This is a genomic window from Lysinibacillus xylanilyticus, from assembly GCF_001183605.1.
Classification (GTDB): domain Bacteria; phylum Bacillota; class Bacilli; order Bacillales_A; family Planococcaceae; genus Lysinibacillus; species Lysinibacillus xylanilyticus.
In genome coordinates, this window is sequence record NZ_LFXJ01000002.1 from 188,909 (window position 1) to 211,222 (window position 22,314).

The 22,314-nt window shown below is 40.9% G+C and carries 18 protein-coding genes, 6 tRNA genes and 3 rRNA genes; 22 read left to right on the forward strand and 5 right to left on the reverse strand.

Annotation, left to right across the window (positions count from 1 at the left end; translation table 11 throughout):
• Positions 1-104: 104 nt before the first annotated feature.
• From rplM to ACZ11_RS01145, 5 genes are all read left to right on the forward strand, one after another.
• The gene (rplM, locus tag ACZ11_RS01125; protein ID WP_049662886.1) at positions 105-542 is read left to right on the forward strand and encodes a 50S ribosomal protein L13; all 438 of its coding nucleotides are present in this window, start codon (positions 105-107) and stop codon (positions 540-542) included.
• Positions 543-567: 25 nt separating this feature from the next.
• Positions 568-960, forward strand: a complete 393-nt coding sequence (rpsI, locus tag ACZ11_RS01130) for a 30S ribosomal protein S9 (protein WP_004233744.1) — start codon at positions 568-570, stop codon at positions 958-960.
• 181 nt (positions 961-1,141) lie between these two features.
• Positions 1,142-2,092, forward strand: coding sequence for a DUF4822 domain-containing protein (locus tag ACZ11_RS01135; protein ID WP_049662888.1), 951 nt, complete (start codon positions 1,142-1,144; stop codon positions 2,090-2,092).
• 178 nt (positions 2,093-2,270) lie between these two features.
• Positions 2,271-2,984: an N-acetylmuramoyl-L-alanine amidase gene (locus ACZ11_RS01140; protein WP_049662890.1), complete on the forward strand. Its 714-nt coding sequence runs from the start codon at positions 2,271-2,273 to the stop codon at positions 2,982-2,984.
• Positions 2,985-3,055: 71 nt separating this feature from the next.
• Entirely contained in the window at positions 3,056-4,111 is a 1,056-nt protein-coding gene (locus ACZ11_RS01145) for a P-loop NTPase (RefSeq protein ID WP_049662891.1), read from the forward strand.
• A 57-nt stretch (positions 4,112-4,168) separates the two neighbouring features.
• Here ACZ11_RS01145 and gerD read toward each other — a convergent pair whose 3' ends face one another.
• The gene (gene gerD, locus ACZ11_RS01150) at positions 4,169-4,804 is read right to left on the reverse strand and encodes a spore germination lipoprotein GerD (RefSeq protein ID WP_049662893.1); all 636 of its coding nucleotides are present in this window, start codon (positions 4,802-4,804) and stop codon (positions 4,169-4,171) included.
• A 152-nt stretch (positions 4,805-4,956) separates the two neighbouring features.
• Here gerD and ACZ11_RS01155 point away from each other — a divergent pair, with 152 nt between their 5' ends.
• Positions 4,957-5,631: a KinB-signaling pathway activation protein gene (locus ACZ11_RS01155; RefSeq protein ID WP_049662894.1), complete on the forward strand. Its 675-nt coding sequence runs from the start codon at positions 4,957-4,959 to the stop codon at positions 5,629-5,631.
• A 49-nt stretch (positions 5,632-5,680) separates the two neighbouring features.
• Here ACZ11_RS01155 and ACZ11_RS01160 read toward each other — a convergent pair whose 3' ends face one another.
• On the reverse strand, positions 5,681-6,340 hold the full coding sequence (locus ACZ11_RS01160; protein WP_236690754.1) for a hypothetical protein: 660 nt from the start codon (positions 6,338-6,340) through the stop codon (positions 5,681-5,683).
• Positions 6,341-6,606: 266 nt separating this feature from the next.
• Here ACZ11_RS01160 and ACZ11_RS01165 point away from each other — a divergent pair.
• The 3 genes from ACZ11_RS01165 (at position 6,607) to rrf (ending at position 11,481) form a co-directional block, all read left to right on the forward strand.
• Positions 6,607-8,158 (forward strand): 16S ribosomal RNA (locus ACZ11_RS01165).
• Positions 8,159-8,337: 179 nt separating this feature from the next.
• Positions 8,338-11,265 (forward strand): 23S ribosomal RNA (locus ACZ11_RS01170).
• Between the two features lie 100 nt (positions 11,266-11,365).
• A 5S ribosomal RNA gene (gene rrf, locus ACZ11_RS01175) occupies positions 11,366-11,481 on the forward strand.
• The 16S, 23S and 5S rRNA genes sit together here, the layout of an rRNA operon.
• Positions 11,482-11,605: 124 nt before the next feature.
• Here the strand turns inward: rrf and mbcS are convergent.
• Complete coding sequence (mbcS, locus tag ACZ11_RS01180; protein WP_049662904.1) at positions 11,606-13,183, reverse strand: acyl-CoA synthetase MbcS; 1,578 nt, start codon at positions 13,181-13,183, stop codon at positions 11,606-11,608.
• Positions 13,184-13,451: 268 nt separating this feature from the next.
• Here mbcS and ACZ11_RS01185 point away from each other — a divergent pair.
• From ACZ11_RS01185 to ACZ11_RS01245, 13 genes are all read left to right on the forward strand, one after another.
• A tRNA-Asn gene (locus ACZ11_RS01185) sits at positions 13,452-13,528 on the forward strand.
• A 112-nt stretch (positions 13,529-13,640) separates the two neighbouring features.
• Positions 13,641-13,715 (forward strand) — tRNA-Glu (locus tag ACZ11_RS01190).
• A 76-nt stretch (positions 13,716-13,791) separates the two neighbouring features.
• Positions 13,792-13,867: transfer RNA gene (locus tag ACZ11_RS01195), tRNA-Val, on the forward strand.
• Positions 13,868-13,881: 14 nt separating this feature from the next.
• Positions 13,882-13,965, forward strand: a tRNA-Tyr gene (locus ACZ11_RS01200).
• A gap of 17 nt (positions 13,966-13,982) precedes the next feature.
• Positions 13,983-14,057 (forward strand) — tRNA-Gln (locus tag ACZ11_RS01205).
• A 10-nt stretch (positions 14,058-14,067) separates the two neighbouring features.
• Positions 14,068-14,140: transfer RNA gene (locus ACZ11_RS01210), tRNA-Lys, on the forward strand.
• Between the two features lie 174 nt (positions 14,141-14,314).
• On the forward strand, positions 14,315-15,220 hold the full coding sequence (gene rocF / locus ACZ11_RS01215; protein ID WP_049662907.1) for an arginase: 906 nt from the start codon (positions 14,315-14,317) through the stop codon (positions 15,218-15,220).
• Between the two features lie 133 nt (positions 15,221-15,353).
• Entirely contained in the window at positions 15,354-15,917 is a 564-nt protein-coding gene (gene sigW, locus ACZ11_RS01220; protein ID WP_049662909.1) for an RNA polymerase sigma factor SigW, read from the forward strand.
• Between the two features lie 13 nt (positions 15,918-15,930).
• Complete coding sequence (locus ACZ11_RS01225) at positions 15,931-16,557, forward strand: anti-sigma factor family protein (protein ID WP_049662910.1); 627 nt, start codon at positions 15,931-15,933, stop codon at positions 16,555-16,557.
• Between the two features lie 149 nt (positions 16,558-16,706).
• Positions 16,707-17,543 carry a diadenylate cyclase CdaA gene (gene cdaA, locus ACZ11_RS01230; protein ID WP_201778486.1) on the forward strand — a complete coding sequence of 279 codons (837 nt, stop codon included), beginning with the start codon at positions 16,707-16,709 and terminating at the stop codon, positions 17,541-17,543.
• On the forward strand, positions 17,536-18,642 hold the full coding sequence (locus ACZ11_RS01235) for a CdaR family protein (protein ID WP_049662913.1): 1,107 nt from the start codon (positions 17,536-17,538) through the stop codon (positions 18,640-18,642). Before cdaA ends, ACZ11_RS01235 begins: the two co-directional genes overlap by 8 nt.
• A 299-nt stretch (positions 18,643-18,941) precedes the next feature.
• Positions 18,942-20,294, forward strand: a complete 1,353-nt coding sequence (gene glmM, locus ACZ11_RS01240) for a phosphoglucosamine mutase (protein WP_049662915.1) — start codon at positions 18,942-18,944, stop codon at positions 20,292-20,294.
• Between the two features lie 194 nt (positions 20,295-20,488).
• Positions 20,489-21,010 (forward strand): type 1 glutamine amidotransferase domain-containing protein, encoded by a 522-nt coding sequence (locus ACZ11_RS01245; protein ID WP_049662918.1) that lies wholly within the window; start codon positions 20,489-20,491, stop codon positions 21,008-21,010.
• Between the two features lie 61 nt (positions 21,011-21,071).
• On the opposite strand, the gene ACZ11_RS01250 is transcribed toward ACZ11_RS01245, so the two are convergent.
• Both ACZ11_RS01250 and ACZ11_RS01255 read right to left on the reverse strand, forming a co-directional pair.
• On the reverse strand, positions 21,072-21,644 hold the full coding sequence (locus ACZ11_RS01250) for a hypothetical protein (RefSeq protein WP_049662921.1): 573 nt from the start codon (positions 21,642-21,644) through the stop codon (positions 21,072-21,074).
• Positions 21,634-21,975 (reverse strand): PadR family transcriptional regulator, encoded by a 342-nt coding sequence (locus ACZ11_RS01255; RefSeq protein ID WP_201778488.1) that lies wholly within the window; start codon positions 21,973-21,975, stop codon positions 21,634-21,636. Before ACZ11_RS01255 ends, ACZ11_RS01250 begins: the two co-directional genes overlap by 11 nt.
• Positions 21,976-22,314 lie beyond the last annotated feature (339 nt).

Here is a 22,314-nt window from a genome sequence, read left to right on the forward strand (position 1 = left end):
GATAACAGATGGTATTTTCATTACCACCACAAATAAGCCCCGAAAACTTATAGTGTAGTTTAATGAAAAATAACGGTAATCGAATCGATTAGGAGGATATATACATGCGTACAACATTCATGGCTAAAGGTCACGAAGTAGACCGTAAATGGCTAGTAGTTGATGCAGAAGGCCAAACTCTTGGACGTTTAGCTTCTGAAGTAGCTGCTATCTTACGTGGTAAACATAAACCAACATTCACACCAAACGTTGACACAGGTGATCACGTAATCATCATCAACGCTGACAAAATCCATTTAACTGGTAACAAATTAGAGGGTAAACTTTACCGTCACCATACTCAATTTGCGGGTGGTTTAAAAACTCGTACTGCTGGTGAAATGTTAGATAAGTACCCAACAAGAATGATCGAATTAGCAATTAAAGGGATGCTTCCTAAAAACTCTTTAGGTCGCAAAATGTTCACTAAACTTAACGTTTACACTGGAACAGAGCATCCACATGCTGCACAAAAACCAGAAGCTTACGAGCTTCGCGGATAATATAAATTAAGAGGAGGATATTACTTTGGCACAAGTTCAATACATCGGCACTGGTCGCCGTAAAAGCTCTGTAGCTCGCGTACGTTTAGTACCAGGTACAGGTAAAATTGTTATCAATAAACGTGAAATCGAAGAATACGTACCATTCGCTGCTTTACGTGAAGTAATTAAACAACCATTAGTAGCTACTGAAACTACAGGAAGCTATGATATCCACGTAAACGTTAACGGTGGTGGATACACTGGTCAAGCTGGTGCTGTACGTCACGGTATCGCTCGTGCTCTACTTCAAGTAGACCCAGATTTCCGTGCTGCATTAAAATCTGCTGGATTACTTACTCGTGATTCACGCATGAAAGAACGTAAAAAACCAGGTCTACGCGGCGCTCGTCGTGCACCTCAGTTCTCAAAACGTTAATATCGTTTTTATATCAACGTTTTCAAACCCTTTCTCGAATTTTCGAGAAAGGGTTTTTTGTGTAAAAAATGCAACGCTTTGTTTCTGTACTTTTATATTAATAGCAATTGCGATGTGTATTTTATATAGAAATGGCTGATACTATTTTCAAGTTGGTTATTCTGAAAATGGAGGTCAATATATGAAAAGGCTATTAATATTATCACTTGCAGCAGTTGCACTTCTTGGTGCATGTGGTAATAAAACTGATGTAAAAAAAACTGAGGAAGTAAAAACAGGAAATACTGCAGAACAAAGACAGGCAGAAATAACAGACGGTCATGCGAATGCCAAAATTCTTAGTAGTACAGACTGGGAAGCCACAAAAGTTTATGACAAAAATAATAAAGATTTAACAGCAGAAAATTCAAATTTACTTGGCCTTGCGAAATATGACGCTGATTCCGCACGCTATGAATTCTTCGATCCAAAAACAGCTGGAAGCCTTGACGATAAAGGGGTTTTCTTTTTTACGAATGATGGAAAGCATAGAATATTGATCTCAGAAACGAAAAATTACCAAGAAATTGTGGATATTACTAAGGTAACAAATAAAATGTTTACTTATAAACGCATGGGGAAAGATGCAAATGGTAGCGATGTAGAGGTATTCGTTGAGCATGTCCCTTATACGGAAAAACACCTAACGTTTACTGCACCAGATAAACCATTAAATGAATCTACAGGCCCTATCGTTAAGGACGTAGATGGAGATAAAATTTTAGCTGGATCGCTTTGGCAAGGAACAGTTGTATTAGATGTAAACAAGAATGACGTAACACAATATAATACGAATTTTATTAGCATTGCGAAATATGATGCTAATACGAATAAATATGAATTTTTCAATACTGATACAGGTAAAAGTCGCGGTGACTATGGATACTTTAATGTGATTGATGGAAATAAATTAAGAGCTCATGTTTCAATTGGCGACAATAAATATGGGGCTGTGCTCGAAATTACTGAGCTAAATAATAAGAAATTCACATACAAAAGAACCGGTAAAGATAAAGACGGTAAGGATATAACAGTATTTGTTGAGCATGAACCTTATACAGGTAAGTTTAAACCAGAATTTACACAAAAATAAAAAATTAACGGCATTAGTCCTTGTACTATTAATGGATTAATGCCGTTAAGCATTACTAAAAAAGTATCTTCCACTACAAGTTAAACTCTCAATTTTAATACTTGAGAGTTTTTTTTACTTTCTGGAATAGTTCAATCACTAACTTCGTACACTATATGTAAAAGGGTGGTGGATATGGGTGAAGCGCTGGCTTGCACTAGGAGTAATTATGCTAATGAGTATAGTGGTCGTGGCATATGAAACGAATGCTTCGAACCGTAACTTCTTCTTACCGAACCCACTTGGTGGCATAAAAATTGTCATTGATGCGGGACACGGTGGTCAGGATGGAGGTGCTTCAAAGGGCGAAGTAATTGAAAAGGAAATTACACTTGCAATTGCTCAGCATGTGGAGAAGCAATTAAAGAAGAAAGGCGCAACAGTCGTAATGACACGAACAAAAGATGGAGATGTTATCGACGAACACGCGTCATCAGAAAAGTATGGAACATTGAGAGAACGAAAGAAGCAGGACATTTTTTTAAGAAAAGATATAGTAGAAAAAGAAAAACCGGATCTTTTTATTACAATTCATGCAAATGCCATTCCTGAAACAAAGTGGCGTGGTGCACAGGTCTTTTATCATAAAGAAGGACATGCTGAAAGTGAATTCTTAGCAAAGAGCATTCAAGATTCCATTCGCACTAATTTGAAAAATACAGACCGAGAAGCAATGTCTATACAACAAATATATTTACTGAAAAAAGCTGAGGTGCCTGCTGCACTAGTAGAAACAGGATTTATAAGTAATGATGAGGAACGTGCGCTATTGACTGATAAGAAATACCAAGAAAAAATGGGAGATGCAATTGTTGAAGGTATAGAAGAGTATCTATTAGCTAAAATTGAATAGAGCAACAAAACAACGTAAATCAAATCATTATGATATACTAACATTGAGATAATATAAGGGGAGTGTTCGTCGTGATAACTGAACAACAAGTACGAGAAATACTAGGACAACTACAAGATCCATTTTTACATAAATCATTTGCAGAAACAGACGCTATTACAAACGTAACGATAAAAGAAGAGAAGAATCATGTCAGTGTAAAAATTGCGATTGCTAAAACAAATACACCTGAACAATTACAGCTACAAATGAAAATTGTTGAAGTTTTGAAAGAAGCGGGTGCAAATACAGTTGGTATTCGTTTCGAAGAGCTGTCAGCAGAAAAACTACAGAGCTTCCGTGGCGTAGCAACTGAGGCTGAGGCACAAGATATTTTATCTCCACTTAGCACAGTACAAGTTATTTCAATTGCCTCTGGTAAAGGCGGTGTAGGGAAATCTACAGTATCAGTTAACTTAGCAGTTGCATTAGCACGTCTAGGTAAAAAGGTTGGCTTAATTGATGCTGATATTTATGGATTCAGTGTGCCTGATATGATGGGTGTTACAGATATGCCTAAAGTGGTAGACAATCGAATTTTCCCTGTTGATCGTTTAGGTGTGAAAATGATTTCAATGGGCTTCTTTGTTGAAAATAACGCACCGATTGTATGGCGTGGGCCAATGTTAGGTAAAGTGTTAGATCAGTTCTTCCGTGATGTAGAATGGGGGGAGCTAGACTATCTACTATTGGATTTACCACCAGGTACAGGTGACGTTGCATTAGATATTCACCAAATGCTTCCTTCGTCAAAAGAAATTGTTGTAACAACACCACATCCAACGGCAGCGTTCGTTGCAGCTCGTGCGGGTGCAATGGCGTTACAAACTGATCATGAAATTTTAGGCGTTATTGAAAACATGGCATGGTATGAATCGAAATCGGGTGACCGTGAATTCGTATTCGGTCAAGGTGGAGGTCCAAAGTTAGCAGAAGAGCTACGTACAGAGCTACTTGGACAAATTCCTCTTGGTCAACCTGACTGGTCAGAAGAAGATTTTGCACCTTCTGTTTATGCTGAAAAACATACAACTGGACAAATCTATTTAGACATCGCGACGAACATCATCAATAAATTAAATAAATAATGAAAACGGATTTCCTCAAACAATGGAGGAAATCCGTTTTTACATATATATATAGGGTTATTGTGTGCTCGATTGCTCCGAGTCTGAGCCTCCGCCACCAGAACCACCACCGCCAGCTTCCTTTTTCCCACCGCCAGCTTCTTTTGTCTCACCACCAGCTTTACCTGCCTCACCACCGCTCTTCCTAATAAGTTCCTGCCACTTTGTTTGCATAAGCGGACTTTCAATTGTTTCCTTGACGACTTCCTCCATTTGTTTTCGCATATTGGAGGATTTTAGAATATTCTCTAACTGCTTTTGCATATCTGGCTGGCCAAAGAAAGCCTCCATATCTTTTTGGAAAGAGGGGTCCTTTATTAATTCCTTCATAATATCCTGTTGTTGCTTCTGCATACTTTTAGCTACGGTTTCCTTAAATTTTGGATCTTCGAATGTTTTCTTCCAAAAGTCTTCTGCTTCTTTGGAAAGCAAGGTAGATTCGGTAGCTTTCTTCACTTCATCATGCTCCAAAACCAATAATTCACGGAAACTTGGTTCCTCTAAAAGCTTCCGCAACGCCTTTTTACCATCCTCGGTTTGTAAAGAGTCGATCATTATTTTTTTTATTTCTTCATAGGACATGGTAGAGGCTTTCTCTTGTGAACAGGCAGAAAGAAACAGCATTAGAATTAGTAGTAAGAAGAATTTTCGCATCAATAATCAGTCCTTTCTATAAATAGACTCTTTCAATTATTGTTCACATTTATGAGGACTTTATGTATTGGTTAGGATGAGAAATAGCTTTTTTAACAATGCATTGTTAAAATAAATACAGATATACATAAGAAATTGGGGGACTTTTAGTTGTGACGATACGAAATTGGGCAAAGTTTTTCTTCTTTGCAATGCTCGTTGGTGGCGCAGTCAACGGAATTTGCAGTTTATTTATTCGATGGGACTTCTTCCAACCATATATAACGAACGGTCACTGGGGTGAATTTTTGGCCGGGCTTTTATGGATGGTTTTCTTAGGATTTACAATGAGTGTTATTGCACAGGCAGGCTTTTTTGCTTATTTAACACTCCATCAAGTGGGAGTTAATATTTTTAGAACACTTACATTATGGAATTGGGTACAGCTATTATTGATTGCTTTTACTATTTTTGATATTATCTTCTTCCGCTTTATACCAGGTGTAAAAGATGGGCAAAGCTGGTTATTCTATGTTGGTTTGTTAATTGTATTATTAATAGGTGCTGTAGTAACAGCGATTCAAAAAGTGAAATTAACAGGAAAGAAACATGTTTTCATTTCGGCATTATTTTTTATGATTGTCGTTACGACACTGGAATGGACAATTGCATTAATGGGTCGCGATGAAAATATTAACGAGTATGTTGCACTTTTACTATTCCCACTACTCGCTGTAAATGCATATCAATTATTAGTATTACCAAAATATAATGCAAAATCCGAAGAAGATCGTCAAAAATTAGAAGCACGCCGTAAAGCACGTCGTGAACAAGCTAAAAACGCATAATTAAAGTAATTAAAGAAGTTGCCTCTATTATCTGGAGGCAACTTCTTTGTTATGGTGATTTTTTAGTTTGAACTTTATAGCCGAATATATTTTCCTCAATCGATATAAATTTATTTTGTTGTAGAAATGTATTTAGCTCTTTAAACGAGATGTTACTATTTTGGTGTAAAGACATAAAAACAAAATCTCCCTTTTGTAATTTAGGTGTCTTTTCACCTTTCCAAATTAGAGAGGGAGAAAGTATATTCATCTGCTGTTGAAATAAGTTTTTTTGTAAATCCTGCGAATACTGGTGATTTCGTGTTGCAAACCAAAGTGGTGTTTCTTGAAAATGCTTTTCATAAATATTAATATCTTTTTGAACGACGGCAAGATCAATTGGCTTTTCCACTGAATCCTCTGGCCCTAATAATCCTGTAGGTAGTTTTCGTTCTTGAATGACTTTTAGGTGCTCTGGTGAACGTTCAATCCAAGCAGCATCTAACAATAGAAGCGGATAAGGTTCTTTTACAGTTTTAAGCCAGTCCAACAGGGTTTCATCAGAGAAAGAAATTTCGACAATAAGTGATGTACCATAATGACCTTTTGTCACAACTGCTGGAGTATCAGCAATGTTAAATACAGAAATCATAGTAGAATTTATCGGCTTTATAAAGACAAACAGCATTACTATGAAAAGCAGTGAAATCAACGTTTTACGAACCATCATAACAACCTCGTTTCTATTTTTTAAACGAAAAAATAAAGTCCTTTAAAAAAACTTATGATTTAGTGTTGACTTTCATGAACAATCGATGTTATTATGTATAAGTCGCCAAGAGGTGACACAGTAAATGAAAAAATGAACCTTGAAAACTGAACAAGCAAAACGTAATCAATAAAGTTTTTAGTAGCTAACCATGAGTTAGTGAACGAAACAAAATTTTGGACATCAAACATGATGCCAGCAAAACAATTTGAGCTAATCAAATTTCTTTTATGGAGAGTTTGATCCTGGCTCAGGACGAACGCTGGCGGCGTGCCTAATACATGCAAGTCGAGCGAACAGAGAAGGAGCTTGCTCCTTCGACGTTAGCGGCGGACGGGTGAGTAACACGTGGGCAACCTACCTTATAGTTTGGGATAACTCCGGGAAACCGGGGCTAATACCGAATAATCTATTTTACTTCATGGTGAAATACTGAAAGACGGTTTCGGCTGTCGCTATAAGATGGGCCCGCGGCGCATTAGCTAGTTGGTGAGGTAACGGCTCACCAAGGCGACGATGCGTAGCCGACCTGAGAGGGTGATCGGCCACACTGGGACTGAGACACGGCCCAGACTCCTACGGGAGGCAGCAGTAGGGAATCTTCCACAATGGGCGAAAGCCTGATGGAGCAACGCCGCGTGAGTGAAGAAGGTTTTCGGATCGTAAAACTCTGTTGTAAGGGAAGAACAAGTACAGTAGTAACTGGCTGTACCTTGACGGTACCTTATTAGAAAGCCACGGCTAACTACGTGCCAGCAGCCGCGGTAATACGTAGGTGGCAAGCGTTGTCCGGAATTATTGGGCGTAAAGCGCGCGCAGGCGGTCCTTTAAGTCTGATGTGAAAGCCCACGGCTCAACCGTGGAGGGTCATTGGAAACTGGGGGACTTGAGTGCAGAAGAGGAAAGTGGAATTCCAAGTGTAGCGGTGAAATGCGTAGAGATTTGGAGGAACACCAGTGGCGAAGGCGACTTTCTGGTCTGTAACTGACGCTGAGGCGCGAAAGCGTGGGGAGCAAACAGGATTAGATACCCTGGTAGTCCACGCCGTAAACGATGAGTGCTAAGTGTTAGGGGGTTTCCGCCCCTTAGTGCTGCAGCTAACGCATTAAGCACTCCGCCTGGGGAGTACGGTCGCAAGACTGAAACTCAAAGGAATTGACGGGGGCCCGCACAAGCGGTGGAGCATGTGGTTTAATTCGAAGCAACGCGAAGAACCTTACCAGGTCTTGACATCCCGTTGACCACTGTAGAGATATGGTTTTCCCTTCGGGGACAACGGTGACAGGTGGTGCATGGTTGTCGTCAGCTCGTGTCGTGAGATGTTGGGTTAAGTCCCGCAACGAGCGCAACCCTTGATCTTAGTTGCCATCATTTAGTTGGGCACTCTAAGGTGACTGCCGGTGACAAACCGGAGGAAGGTGGGGATGACGTCAAATCATCATGCCCCTTATGACCTGGGCTACACACGTGCTACAATGGACGATACAAACGGTTGCCAACTCGCGAGAGGGAGCTAATCCGATAAAGTCGTTCTCAGTTCGGATTGTAGGCTGCAACTCGCCTACATGAAGCCGGAATCGCTAGTAATCGCGGATCAGCATGCCGCGGTGAATACGTTCCCGGGCCTTGTACACACCGCCCGTCACACCACGAGAGTTTGTAACACCCGAAGTCGGTGGGGTAACCTTTTGGAGCCAGCCGCCGAAGGTGGGATAGATGATTGGGGTGAAGTCGTAACAAGGTAGCCGTATCGGAAGGTGCGGCTGGATCACCTCCTTTCTAAGGATATTTTCGGAATACAAACCTAGGGTTTGTAAGATTACGTTTTGCGTTCAGTTTTGAAGGTTCATCATAGAATGAAATACTTCAAAACTTGTTCTTTGAAAACTGGATAAAACGACATTGAAATTGTAACAAACACATTTATTTTTTAAGTTTTTTTATAGGCTTAATAACTTGGTTAAGTTATTAAGGGCGCACGGCGAATGCCTTGGCACTAGGAGCCGATGAAGGACGGCACTAACACCGATATGCTTCGGGGAGCTGTAAGTGAGCTTTGATCCGGAGATTTCCGAATGGGGGAACCCACTACGTTTAATCGCGTAGTATCTTGACGTGAATACATAGCGTCTTGATGGCAGACCCAGGGAACTGAAACATCTAAGTACCTGGAGGAAGAGAAAGAAAAATCGATTCCCTGAGTAGCGGCGAGCGAAACGGGAAGAGCCCAAACCAAGAGGCTTGCCTCTTGGGGTTGTAGGACACTCTATACGGAGTTACAAAAGAGCGAGTTAGATGAAGCGACTTGGAAAGGTCCGCCAGAGCAGGTAAAAGCCCTGTAGTCGAAAGTTCGTTCTCTCCTGAGTGGATCCTGAGTACGGCGGAACACGTGAAATTCCGTCGGAATCCGGGAGGACCATCTCCCAAGGCTAAATACTACCTAGTGACCGATAGTGAACCAGTACCGTGAGGGAAAGGTGAAAAGCACCCCGGAAGGGGAGTGAAATAGATCCTGAAACCGTGTGCCTACAAGTAGTTAGAGCCCGTTAATGGGTGATAGCGTGCCTTTTGTAGAATGAACCGGCGAGTTACGATTACGTGCGAGGTTAAGCTTTAGAAGGCGGAGCCGCAGCGAAAGCGAGTCTGAATAGGGCGAATTAGTACGTGGTCGTAGACCCGAAACCAGGTGATCTACCCATGTCCAGGGTGAAGGTGAGGTAACACTTACTGGAGGCCCGAACCCACGCACGTTGAAAAGTGCGGGGATGAGGTGTGGGTAGCGGAGAAATTCCAATCGAACTTGGAGATAGCTGGTTCTCTCCGAAATAGCTTTAGGGCTAGCCTCGTGATGAGAATACTGGAGGTAGAGCACTGTTTGGACTAGGGGGCCATCCCGGTTTACCGAATTCAGACAAACTCCGAATGCCAGATATTTATACACGGGAGTCAGACTGCGAGTGATAAGATCCGTAGTCAAAAGGGAAACAGCCCAGACCACCAGCTAAGGTCCCAAAGTAATCGTTAAGTGGAAAAGGATGTGGCGTTGCACAGACAACCAGGATGTTGGCTTAGAAGCAGCCATCATTTAAAGAGTGCGTAATAGCTCACTGGTCGAGTGACGCTGCGCCGAAAATGTATCGGGGCTAAACGATTCACCGAAGCTGTGGATTGACATCTACGATGTCAGTGGTAGGAGAGCGTTCTAAGTGCGTTGAAGTCAGACCGGAAGGACTGGTGGAGCGCTTAGAAGTGAGAATGCCGGTATGAGTAGCGAAAGACGGGTGAGAATCCCGTCCACCGTATGACTAAGGTTTCCTGAGGAAGGCTCGTCCGCTCAGGGTTAGTCGGGACCTAAGCCGAGGCCGATAGGCGTAGGCGATGGACAACAGGTTGATATTCCTGTACCACCTCCTCACCGTTTGAGAAATGGGGGGACGCAGTAGGATAGGGTAAGCGCGCTGTTGGATATGCGCGTCCAAGCAGTAAGGCGTGTGTGTAGGCAAATCCGCACACTATAACGTTGAGCTGTGATGGCGAGTCCGTATGGACGAAGTTCCTGATTTCACACTGCCAAGAAAAGCCTCTATCGAGGTGAGAGGTGCCCGTACCGCAAACCGACACAGGTAGTCGAGGAGAGAATCCTAAGGTGTGCGAGAGAACTCTCGTTAAGGAACTCGGCAAAATGACCCCGTAACTTCGGGAGAAGGGGTGCTCTTGAGCGTGCAAGCGCATGAGAGCCGCAGTGAATAGGCCCAGGCGACTGTTTAGCAAAAACACAGGTCTCTGCAAAACCGTAAGGTGACGTATAGGGGCTGACGCCTGCCCGGTGCTGGAAGGTTAAGAGGAGTGGTTAGCGCAAGCGAAGCTGCGAATTGAAGCCCCAGTAAACGGCGGCCGTAACTATAACGGTCCTAAGGTAGCGAAATTCCTTGTCGGGTAAGTTCCGACCCGCACGAAAGGCGTAACGATCTGGGCACTGTCTCAACGAGAGACTCGGTGAAATTATAGTACCTGTGAAGATGCAGGTTACCCGCGACAGGACGGAAAGACCCCGTGGAGCTTTACTGTAGCCTGATATTGAATTTTGGTACAACTTGTACAGGATAGGTAGGAGCCAGAGATCTCGGAGCGCCAGCTTCGAAGGAGGCGTCGGTGGGATACTACCCTGGTTGTATTGAAATTCTAACCCATGCCCCTTAGCGGGGCAGGAGACAGTGTCAGGCGGACAGTTTGACTGGGGCGGTCGCCTCCTAAAAGGTAACGGAGGCGCCCAAAGGTTCCCTCAGAATGGTTGGAAATCATTCGTAGAGTGTAAAGGCATAAGGGAGCTTGACTGCGAGACCTACAAGTCGAGCAGGGTCGAAAGACGGGCTTAGTGATCCGGTGGTTCCGCATGGAAGGGCCATCGCTCAACGGATAAAAGCTACCCCGGGGATAACAGGCTTATCTCCCCCAAGAGTCCACATCGACGGGGAGGTTTGGCACCTCGATGTCGGCTCATCGCATCCTGGGGCTGTAGTCGGTCCCAAGGGTTGGGCTGTTCGCCCATTAAAGCGGTACGCGAGCTGGGTTCAGAACGTCGTGAGACAGTTCGGTCCCTATCCGTCGTGGGCGTAGGAAATTTGAGAGGAGCTGTCCTTAGTACGAGAGGACCGGGATGGACACACCGCTGGTGTACCAGTTGTCTTGCCAAAGGCATCGCTGGGTAGCTATGTGTGGACGGGATAAGTGCTGAAAGCATCTAAGCATGAAGCCCCCCTCAAGATGAGATTTCCCATTACGCAAGTAAGTAAGATCCCTCAAAGACGATGAGGTAGATAGGTTCGAGGTGGAAGTGTGGTGACACATGGAGCTGACGAATACTAATCGATCGAGGACTTAACCAAAACGTTTGAAACATTCAATGCACCGTTTATCCAGTTTTGAAAGAACAATTCTTTCAACTAAGGGTTTCAAGATACGATGTATATTGAAAGCCAACAATAGTCTAGTGATGATGGCAAAGAGGTCACACCCGTTCCCATACCGAACACGGAAGTTAAGCTCTTTAGCGCCGATGGTAGTTGGGGGCTTCCCCCTGTGAGAGTAGGACGTCGCTAGGCGCAAAAAGTCGCTGCTGATAAACTCAGTAGTGGCTTTTTTTATATTCCAAAAGAACATTAAATAATCGCAATATATATAAGAGACATTTCAGCCAAGTGATTGGTGAAATGTCTCTTTATTATTTTATACAGTTGCTGCTCGTAGCTCTATACGACGAATCTTACCAGAAGTTGTTTTTGGTAGCTCATCGATAAAAACAATACTACGAGGATATTTATAAGGGGCTGTTAATGCTTTAACATGCTCCTGTAGTTCTTTTGTTAACTCATCCTCATTACGATCTTTGTAGTTTTCTCGTAAGATGACAAATGCTTTAACAATATGTCCTCTAATTTCATCTGGTGCTGCGACTACAGCACACTCTTGTACAGCTTCATGTTTGTTTAAAGCATCCTCTACTTCAAATGGCCCAATTGTATAGCCTGATGAAATAATGATGTCATCTCCTCGACCTTCAAACCAGAAGTAACCATCTTCATCGCATTTGGCTTGATCTCCAGTAATATACCAATCTCCACGGAAGGCAGCTTGTGTACGTTCAGGCTCACGATAGTACTCCTTAAATAGAGCAGGAGATGACTTGTGTACTGCAATATCTCCAACTTCTCCAACCGGTGCCTCGTTGCCTTCATGATCTATAATACGGACAATATTGCCTGGGGTAGGAACACCCATAGAACCCGGACGTAACTCAGTATTTTCAAGTGTGCCTATTAATAAAGTATTTTCCGTTTGACCATAGCCATCGCGCACTTTTAGACCGAAGTTGTTCATAAATGTTTCGATGACTGGTCGATTTAATGGTTCACCAGCCGAAACAGCGCTTCGTAGAGAAGATAGATTATAGTCTTTTAAATTATCAGTCTTCGCCATGATTCGATATTCCGTTGGAGTACAGCATAACACATTGACCTTTTCATCATGGAGTAGTTGAAGGTATGTTTTTGCATCAAATCCTCCATGGTATACAAATGCAGTTGCGCCCAGCATTATAGTCGATAAAAATGGGCTCCAAATCCACTTTTGCCAGCCTGGAGCTGCTGTAGCCCAAACTAAGTCACCTTCACGTACACAAAGCCATTGAGAAGCAGCTGTTCTAATATGTGCATATCCCCATCCGTGTGAATGGACAACTCCTTTTGGTTTGCCAGTGGTGCCAGATGTATAAGAAAGAAATGCCATATCATCTCTTTTAGTAGCAGCTGCTGTAAATGTATCTGGCTGAGTACTTGCTAATTCATCTAAAGAAGTCCAATTACTTGTAGCAGTACCTATAACTAATTTATTATTTAAAGCCTCTACTGAAGAAGTAATTCGATCTACCTCACTTGTGAACGTTTCATAGGCAATTACTGCCCTTGCAGAAGAGTGCTCCATACGATATTCTAAATCATTTGCACGTAACATTTCTGAACATGAAATAGGAACAATTCCAGCCTTTAGACAGCCAAGAAAGACAAAATAAGCCTCAGGAAGACGTGGAATAATAACTAATACGCGATCTCCTTTTTGAAGCCCCTTCTTCGTAAAGGCATGCGCGTATTGATTCATTTTTTGAACAAGTTCAACATAGGAAATAGTTCGACGTTCCTGCTGAGTATTTAGCCATCGTATTGCTTGGAGATCGCTATCTTGAGAAAATTTCTCCAATTCTTCTGTAATATTATAGAATTCTGGTGCAATTAAATCGTTTGTTACCATGTGAACATTCCTCCCCCAAACAAATTTAATAGAAAATTCATAAAACTATTCTCATTTTAACAATTACAATAATATACAGCAAGAATATTCTGTACATAAAACAGAAATATTAGATTTAATAGAGAACTATTAGGCCTGTTGTTAATGCGCAGGAAGACTTCGACAAAAAATATAAAAATTTTCACAAAAAGTATTGCATAATTTATAATGCTTGCTATAATAATAAATGTACTTAAGAGGTTTTAAAAACCGAATTGAATAGTATTGTTCCGAAGTAGCTCAGTTGGTAGTAGCACCTGACTGTTAATCAGGTTGTCGCAGGTTCGAGTCCTGCCTTCGGAGCCATTTTTTGCCCGTTTTTAAAGATGATGTATACATAAAAATATTAAAAAAAGTATTGCATCGTACATTAAAAAATGTTATTATAATAATTGTCTTGTTTAAGACATTAAAAAATGGCCCCTTGGTCAAGTGGTTAAGACACCGCCCTTTCACGGCGGTAACACGGGTTCGAATCCCGTAGGGGTCACCATTTTTAAAGCGTTGTAGTAGTGCAAATGCTTAAAAATAAAATAAAAACTGTAAAGAAATAAACACCTGTTTTCTATGGAGGATTAGCTCAGCTGGGAGAGCATCTGCCTTACAAGCAGAGGGTCGGCGGTTCGAGCCCGTCATCCTCCACCATAATGTGTTATTTCGGAGGGGTAGCGAAGTGGCTAAACGCGGCGGACTGTAAATCCGCTCCTTAGGGTTCGGCGGTTCGAATCCGTCCCCCTCCACCAGTTTTTTTATTTATGATTGGGGTATAGCCAAGCGGTAAGGCAACGGATTTTGATTCCGTCATGCCTAGGTTCGAATCCTAGTACCCCAGCCATTTTTATTTTGAGCCATTAGCTCAGTTGGTAGAGCATCTGACTTTTAATCAGAGGGTCGAAGGTTCGAGTCCTTCATGGCTCACTTTTATAGAATAAAAAGTGTAACATTAACTACAGATACTAATCTCTTGCTAAAAACAGCAGGAGATTTTTTTATGCTCTTCTTAATTGTATAAATATTCATAAAATTGTAAGGTTGAGCCAAGCAGGATGTAGGCTTTACAATAGTCTTACAACTTAAAGGGGGTATGAAAAAATGAATAAACTAAATGTTTCTATTATTGGGGTTCCAACTGATTATGGGCAAACTCGCAGAGGGGTAGATATGGGGCCAAGTGCTATCCGTTACGCAGGTATTGTAGAGCGCTTGGAGGCAATAGGGCATGTAGTACATGATCAAGGGGATATACGTGTTAGTCAAAAACAAGATGGCACTATTGTTGATAAACAGCTACTTAATTTAGAGGAAGTTATCGATGTAAGTACGTCCTTAGCAAATAGTGTAAATGAAGCAATTGAACAAAAGAAGTTTCCACTTGTACTGGGTGGCGACCATAGCATTGCTATTGGCACTCTTGCAGGGCTTGGTGAGCATTACAAGAATTTAGGTGTTATTTGGTTTGATGCGCACGCTGACTTAAATACACCTGAAACGACACCGTCTGGTAATATACATGGTATGCCATTAGCTGTAAGTATTGGACTTGGTCATGAGCGGTTAGTGAAAATTCGTAATAATGTACCGAAAATTAAACCTGAAAACGTTATTATTATTGGAGCGCGTTCTGTAGATCCAGGAGAACGTGAATTAATTAGTCAGCAAGGAATCAAAGTGTATACAATGCACGAGGTAGATCGTCTTGGAATGACCCGTGTAATGGAAGATGCTCTAGCTTATTTAAGAGAGCGCGATGTAGATGGTTTGCATTTATCGCTTGATTTAGATGGGTTAGATCCACTTTATACTCCGGGAGTTGGGACACCTGTACCTGGTGGTATTACGTATCGAGAAAGCCATTTGGCGATGGAAATGCTTCAGGAATCAGGCATGCTAACATCCGCTGAATTCGTTGAGGTTAATCCGATTTTAGATGAAAAGAATAGAACAGCCGATGTTGCAGTAGCGTTAATGGGCTCCTTATTTGGTGAGACCCTAGTTTAAAGAAATTTAACAAAAAATTTCCTATTGTAACAATATATAAAAATCTTTTGTTATAATTAATAACAAAATGAAACTTTTCTTATCGATGTGCCGTATAGTATAAGACAGTTGTAAAGGTGGAGAAATAAACACAATGGATGCGTTAGTAAACAAGAAAATAAAACAAGTGCTTAAAGGCGATCAAAACGCATTTGCAGATATTGTGAGTCTCTATCAGCACAAACTGTACCAAGTATGCTATAGGATGTTAGGGAACAAGCAAGAATCTGAGGACATTGCACAAGAAGCATTTGTTCGTGCCTATATGAACTTGCATACTTTTGATCAGAAAAGAAAATTTGCGACGTGGCTTTATCGAATAGCGACAAACCTTTGTATAGATCGTATCAGGAAGAAAAAGCCGGATTACTATTTAGATGCAGAAGTAGCTGGCACAGAAGGGCTTGATATGTATTCGCAGATTGCAGCAGATGGCCAGCTACCAGAAGAACAGATAGAGCAAATGGAATTGCAAGATCGCATTCAATATGAAATTGGACGTTTGCCGGATAAATACCGTTCAGTTATAGTATTGAAATATATTGAAGAATTATCATTACAGGAAATTAGCGAGATTTTAGATATGCCTCTTGGAACGGTGAAAACGAGGATTCACCGCGGACGTGAAGCATTACGTAAGCAATTAAACAATCTGTAGGAGGGGGAGCGTCATGAATACTTGTCCAGAGCATATAATAGACTATATCCATGATTATTTAGATGGTGACATTAGTCGTGAGCATGAGCAAGAATTAAAACGACATTTGCATACATGCAGCGATTGTAAACAGTTGATGCAGGAATTAAGTGAAACAATCGCCTTTGTGAAGAGTGCTTCCCACATTACATCACCTCCGCATTTTGAAGAAGCCGTGATGGCTCGTTTACCGAAACCCAAAAGTCGTGTAGGTATGCAAAAGTGGATTCGCCGACATCCGCTATTTGCGGCAGCAGCAGTTTTTTGTTTATTCATGAGTGCAACTTTACTAGGTAATTTCATGGATGACAGACAGTTCTCTGTGACTAAACAGCCAAACCTAGTTGTTGAAGGTCAAACGGTAATTGTGCCGGAGGGAGAAGTTGTAAAAGGCGACATTGTTGTTAAAAATGGTGATTTAATTATTGAGGGTGAAGTGGATGGCAATGTTACCGTTATTAACGGACAGTATATGGCATCTTCGGCAGTTGTTTCAGGAAAAATAGAAGAAATAGACGAAGTATTCGAATGGCTTTGGTATACGATTAAAAATTCAGTGAAGTCTGCTGTAACATTCGAGGAGAAACAAGCAACTAAATAACACTCTATACGTCCTAATAGATAGTGCACGTGAGAGGCTGAAAGGTCTACTCTTTTGAGTAGACTTTTTATTTGAAAAAAGTTACATTTGATAAGAATGTGCTATACTTAAATGTGTATGGATTCGCAATGAAAAGTGGGGGATGCCACGTGCAAATTATCGAACATTTCGCTAATTTAACACCTGTGAATATTGTTATTAACTTATTAGATGTACTGCTCGTATGGTACGTTGTTTATAAAATTTTAACCCTCATTAAAGGTACAAAGGCTGTCCAATTATTAAAAGGGATTTTCGTAATTATTATTGCACGCCTTGCTACAGACTTTTTTGGGCTAGAGACGTTAGGTTGGATGTTACAACAAGTCATCGAATTCGGTTTCTTGGCGATTATTATCATTTTCCAACCAGAAATAAGACGCGGTCTTGAACAAATTGGTAGAGGGAAGTTATTCCAACGTTCAATAAGTCAAGTCGAGGAAGAACAAACAAGGCTTATTGAGGCAATGAAGAAATCTGTTAGTTATATGGCGAAACGTCGTATAGGGGCGTTAATTTCTATTGAAAAAGAAACTGGTCTAAATGAATATATTGAAACGGGCATAGGTCTAAATGCTGAGATTTCATCTGAGTTACTGATCAACATTTTTATACCTAATACTCCGCTACATGATGGAGCAGTTATTATGCAGAAAGATAAAATATCAGCAGCAGCTTGTTATTTACCGCTTTCTGAGAGCCCGTTTATCTCAAAAGAGCTTGGGACACGTCACCGTGCTGCACTTGGACTAAGTGAAGTGACAGATGCCATTACAATTGTCGTATCAGAGGAAACCGGTGCCATTAGTCTTACACTAAATGGTAATCTACATCGGAATCTTTCTTTAGAGGAATTCGAAGGACTGTTACGTAAAATGTGGTTCGGATCAGCACAGGAATCAAATGCAGCCTCTAAGTTAACTTGGAGGGGGAAAAAGAATGGATAAAATGATGGATAGCCCTTGGGTATTACGAATCATCGCGCTATTTTTAGCATTGTTGCTATTTTTCTCTGTACGTACCGAATTATCTCCTGCAAATAAAACTATAACGAGTGAGCAAACAGAGGTAATTCGCGATGTACCGGTAGATGTTTTTTATGACGATAAGAATCTCATTGTAACGGGAATACCAAAGACAGTAGATGTTACAATAAAAGGTCCAATGCCACTTGTTATTCAAACAAAGGCAACGAAAGACTTTTCTGTTTTTGTGGATTTGAGTAAATTACTTATAGGTGAACATAATGTTAAACTTCAATACGAAAATATTTCGGATAAATTGCAAGTATCATTTGACCCTGCGACTGTAAAGGTAAACATTGAGGAAAAGGTCACACAGGAGTTTCGTGTTGACCCTGAGCTAAACACTCGTTTAATTGAAGAAGGATATGTTTTAAATGGCATGACTGCTAATCCAGCTACGGTGTATATTACAGGTGCCAAAAGTGCAATTGAAAATATTAGCTATGTAAAAGCTACAGTAACGGGTGAACAAGGCTTGAAAGAACCGTTCTCACAAGTAGCTGCGGTTAAAGTACTAGATCGTGATTTAAATAAGTTAGACGTGACGATTCAACCTGAAACTGTGAAGGTACAAGTAGATATTGGAGCCTACAGTAGAGAGTTGCCTGTTGTGCTTAAGGAAATAGGGAAAGCGGCGGATGGTATTACCGTCAACCAATTAACAACAATAAGTCCTACAAAGGTAAGAGTATACGGTAGAAAATCTATCATAGATTCTTTAACTGCAATACCAGTAGAGGTTGACTTATCAAACATTACAGAATCAAAAACTTATGAATTTGATGTGAAATTGCCAGAAGGTGTGACAAAAATATCTGATTCAAAAATTAAAGTGAAAGCAGATATTACGAAGGTAGAGCAGGAAAAAACAACAACGACAACAACGACAACAACAACAACTCCTGACCCTAAACCTAAACCTACTCCTCCGCCACCTTCGGAGGAGACTAGCACTCCTTCTGAGCACAACACGCCGCCGCCTGATAAAACAGAAGAAGTAGAAGAAGATATTGATTCTTAAACAATAACTGACTATAATTTTATTTTGATTCAGTAGAGATTTCGTTCTCTATCGGTAAGGGTACTCATTTTCGGATTTGAAACGTTAACGAGAATAAGTTGCTCAGGCTAAAATCGAAATACCTATGCTGAATTTATCTGTGCTAATTACAAGGCAAGATAAATTTACATAGGGGTATAATTAATAGTTACCAGTGAATGAACGAAAATAGACTTTTCCAAAAGTAAGCAGACGAGTGGTTTAGTTGTCAGGTAGACAAGCGTAACCACCGTCTTGCATTGAAGGAGAGAATAATCAAAATGGGTAAATATTTTGGAACAGATGGCGTCCGTGGCGTCGCGAATAGTGAATTAACACCGGAGCTTGCATTTAAACTTGGCCGCGTAGGTGGCTACGTTTTAACGAAGGATGCAACTGACCGTCCAAAGGTTTTAATCGGTCGTGACACACGTATTTCAGGTGAAATGCTTGAAGGTGCACTTGTAGCTGGTCTTTTATCAATCGGCGTAGAGGTAATGCGTCTTGGTGTTATTTCGACACCAGGTGTGGCTTATCTTACTCGAATGATGAGCGCAAATGCAGGCGTTATGATTTCAGCCTCACATAACCCAGTAGCTGACAATGGTATTAAATTTTTCGGTCCTGATGGCTTTAAGCTAACAGATGCACAAGAAGCTGAAATTGAAGCAATATTAGATGCTCAAGAAGATACTTTACCACGTCCAATCGGGGCAGATTTAGGTTCTGTAAGCGACTACTTCGAGGGTGGACAAAAATATATTCAATACTTAAAACAAACAGTGACTGAAGAATTTGATGGCATTCATGTAGCATTAGATTGTGCGCATGGCGCTACTTCTTCACTAGCGACACACCTTTTTGCAGATTTAGAAGCAGATATCTCAACGATGGGTGCATCACCAACAGGCTTAAATATTAATGAAGGTGTTGGTTCAACACATCCAGAAGGATTAGCTAAATTTGTCACAGAAAAGGGTGCTGATGTTGGTTTAGCCTTCGATGGCGATGGTGACCGTTTAATCGCAGTAGATGAAAACGGTAAAATTGTTGATGGTGATCAAATTATGTTCATCATCGGTAAGCATTTGAATGCAGTTGGTCGCTTGAAAAAGCAAACGATCGTTTCGACGGTTATGAGTAACATGGGCTTCTACAAAGCTGTTGAAGATAACGATATGCATAGTGTACAAACAGCTGTAGGTGATCGTTATGTCGTGGAAGAAATGCGTGCTAATGATTATAATCTAGGTGGCGAGCAATCTGGTCATATTGTTTTCCTAGACTTTAACACAACTGGTGATGGCTTATTAACAGGTATTCAGCTTGTCAACATTATGAAAGCTACTGGTAAAAAACTATCAGAGCTTGCTTCTGAAATGAAAATTTTCCCGCAGCGTTTAGTCAACGTACGTGTAACAGACAAGCATGCTGTGACGGAAAATGCTAAAGTTGCCGCAGTGATTGCTGAGGTAGAAGCAGATATGGCTGGTAACGGTCGCGTGTTAGTTCGTCCTTCTGGTACTGAGCCACTTGTACGAGTAATGGTGGAAGCGGCTACAGAAGAAGATTGCGAGCGTTACGTAGAGCGTATAGCAGATGTTGTCCGAACTGAAATGGGCTTAACTGAATAATTAAATAGAATATTAACTCGATTTCCTTTATAGGAGGTCGAGTTTTTTTATTTTTTCGGTTCCGTATAAATGAAAGTGAATGATAGAAAACATGACCTTAATTATTGAAAGCTCTACCAATGGAAGAATGAATGTTTTCAAAGAGAATGGGAACAGTAGTACAGAGTCACAATGATAAGGAGTGTTGTATTGCAATGGTTAAAATTGCTACAGTGATTACCAATATGTTTGAGGACGCTGAATTTACGAGTCCTAAAGGAGCATTAGAAGCGGCAGGTCATGAACTAATAACGATTGATACGACAGCAGGCATTGAGGTAGAAGGTAAGCACGGTGAGAAAGTAAAAATTGATAAAGATATCGATGAGGTAAGTGCTTCAGAATTCGATGCGTTGTTCATCCCAGGAGGTTTTTCTCCTGATATACTACGCGTAGATGATCGTATTGTGGCATTTGTAAAAGAATTTATGGATGAGATGAAACCAACCTTTGCTATATGTCATGGACCTCAGCTACTTATTACAGCAAAAACATTAAATGGTCGTGACGCTACTGGCTACAAATCAATTCAAGTAGATTTAGAAAATGCAGGTGCGATATTCCACGACGAGGAAGTATTTGTTTGTCAAAAACAATTAGTAACAAGTCGTACACCGGAGGATCTACCAGCATTTAATCGAGAAATTGTAAAATTACTGGAGAGTAAAGAAAGCTAAGCATAAAAGGCACAAGTGAGTTTGCCTGTGCCTTTTTTCTATAAATTCAATTACAACAGTCCTACTTCTTTTTCAACGCTATAATAGCATTGGTAATTTGCCCAAGTCCGATACCAATGATAATACCAACGCCAGCACCAATTGCAGTATCGATCCAGCCTCTATCAAAGAAAGCTTCATATCCACCGCCAGTTAGAAAACCAGTTAATCCGCCGATGCCTAATCCTAAAAACAGGAAGCCGCCATAAAACAACCCGATTGCCTCATAATCTGCGGGATCACGATTTTCGTAATATTGCTGGAAGCGTTCATTTAAATCCTCAGATTGCTCAGAGTTACTGGCGAATTTTAATTCCTTGCTAGCCTTATCAAAAGCTTCTTGTTCCGTTAAACCTTGTGACATCAAATCATTCATATAATCACTCATATAGAGTATCATGTCGTCTTGCGCCTCGCGTCCCTGATCGGAACGTCCTCTAAACTTGGACAGTTGCTTGTCGATTTTACGTTTAGTTTGCCCGCTTTTCTTGCGCAACTTCTCCATATAAGTCATTTCGGCGTCCTGCAAATAATTCTGGGATTGTTCTTTCGAAAAACGATTAATTCTCTCCTGAGTATCACGACTAAAGCTCATGTTTGTTCCCTCCATTATTTCTTAAAATTTCAATACGACTACTTAAAAAATCCCATTTAGCCCAGAAGGACATCAATTTTTCTCGTCCTTGTTCATTAAGTGTATAAAATTTCCTCGGTGGACCCATTTCAGATGGCTTCTTGGCTATATTGACAAGACGATTTCTTTCCAACCGCATAAGTAACGCATACACAGTCCCTTCAGCTATACCTTCGAACCCCATCTGCGTGAGATACTTGACAATCTCATAACCATATATTTCGCCACGGCTGATGATTTCTAATACAATACCTTCTAAAACTCCTTTGAGCATTTCACTCAGATTATCCACGATCTCACCCCCAGGCTTAGCCTTACATGTACTAAGCGTTGCTAAGTACTGTATATAGTATTGCTAAGTAGTGGCTTTGTCAAGCGATTAAAAGTGGAATTTTTATCTTCGGCTCTGTTCAAAACAAATCTATAACAGAAAATATTTGTTGCTGACTTAAGGAAAAAAGCATCATATTTTTAATTTCTTTCAGCAAATGTTTTATGTAGCGAAAGCAAAGCGTCAGCGGCAAATGTTTTATGTAGCGAAAGCAAAGCGACAGCTACAATGCCCAGTTATAATTGATTAAGAGTCTCAAGATAATGTTTTATAGCAGATTGTTTGTCTACTTTTTGTCAA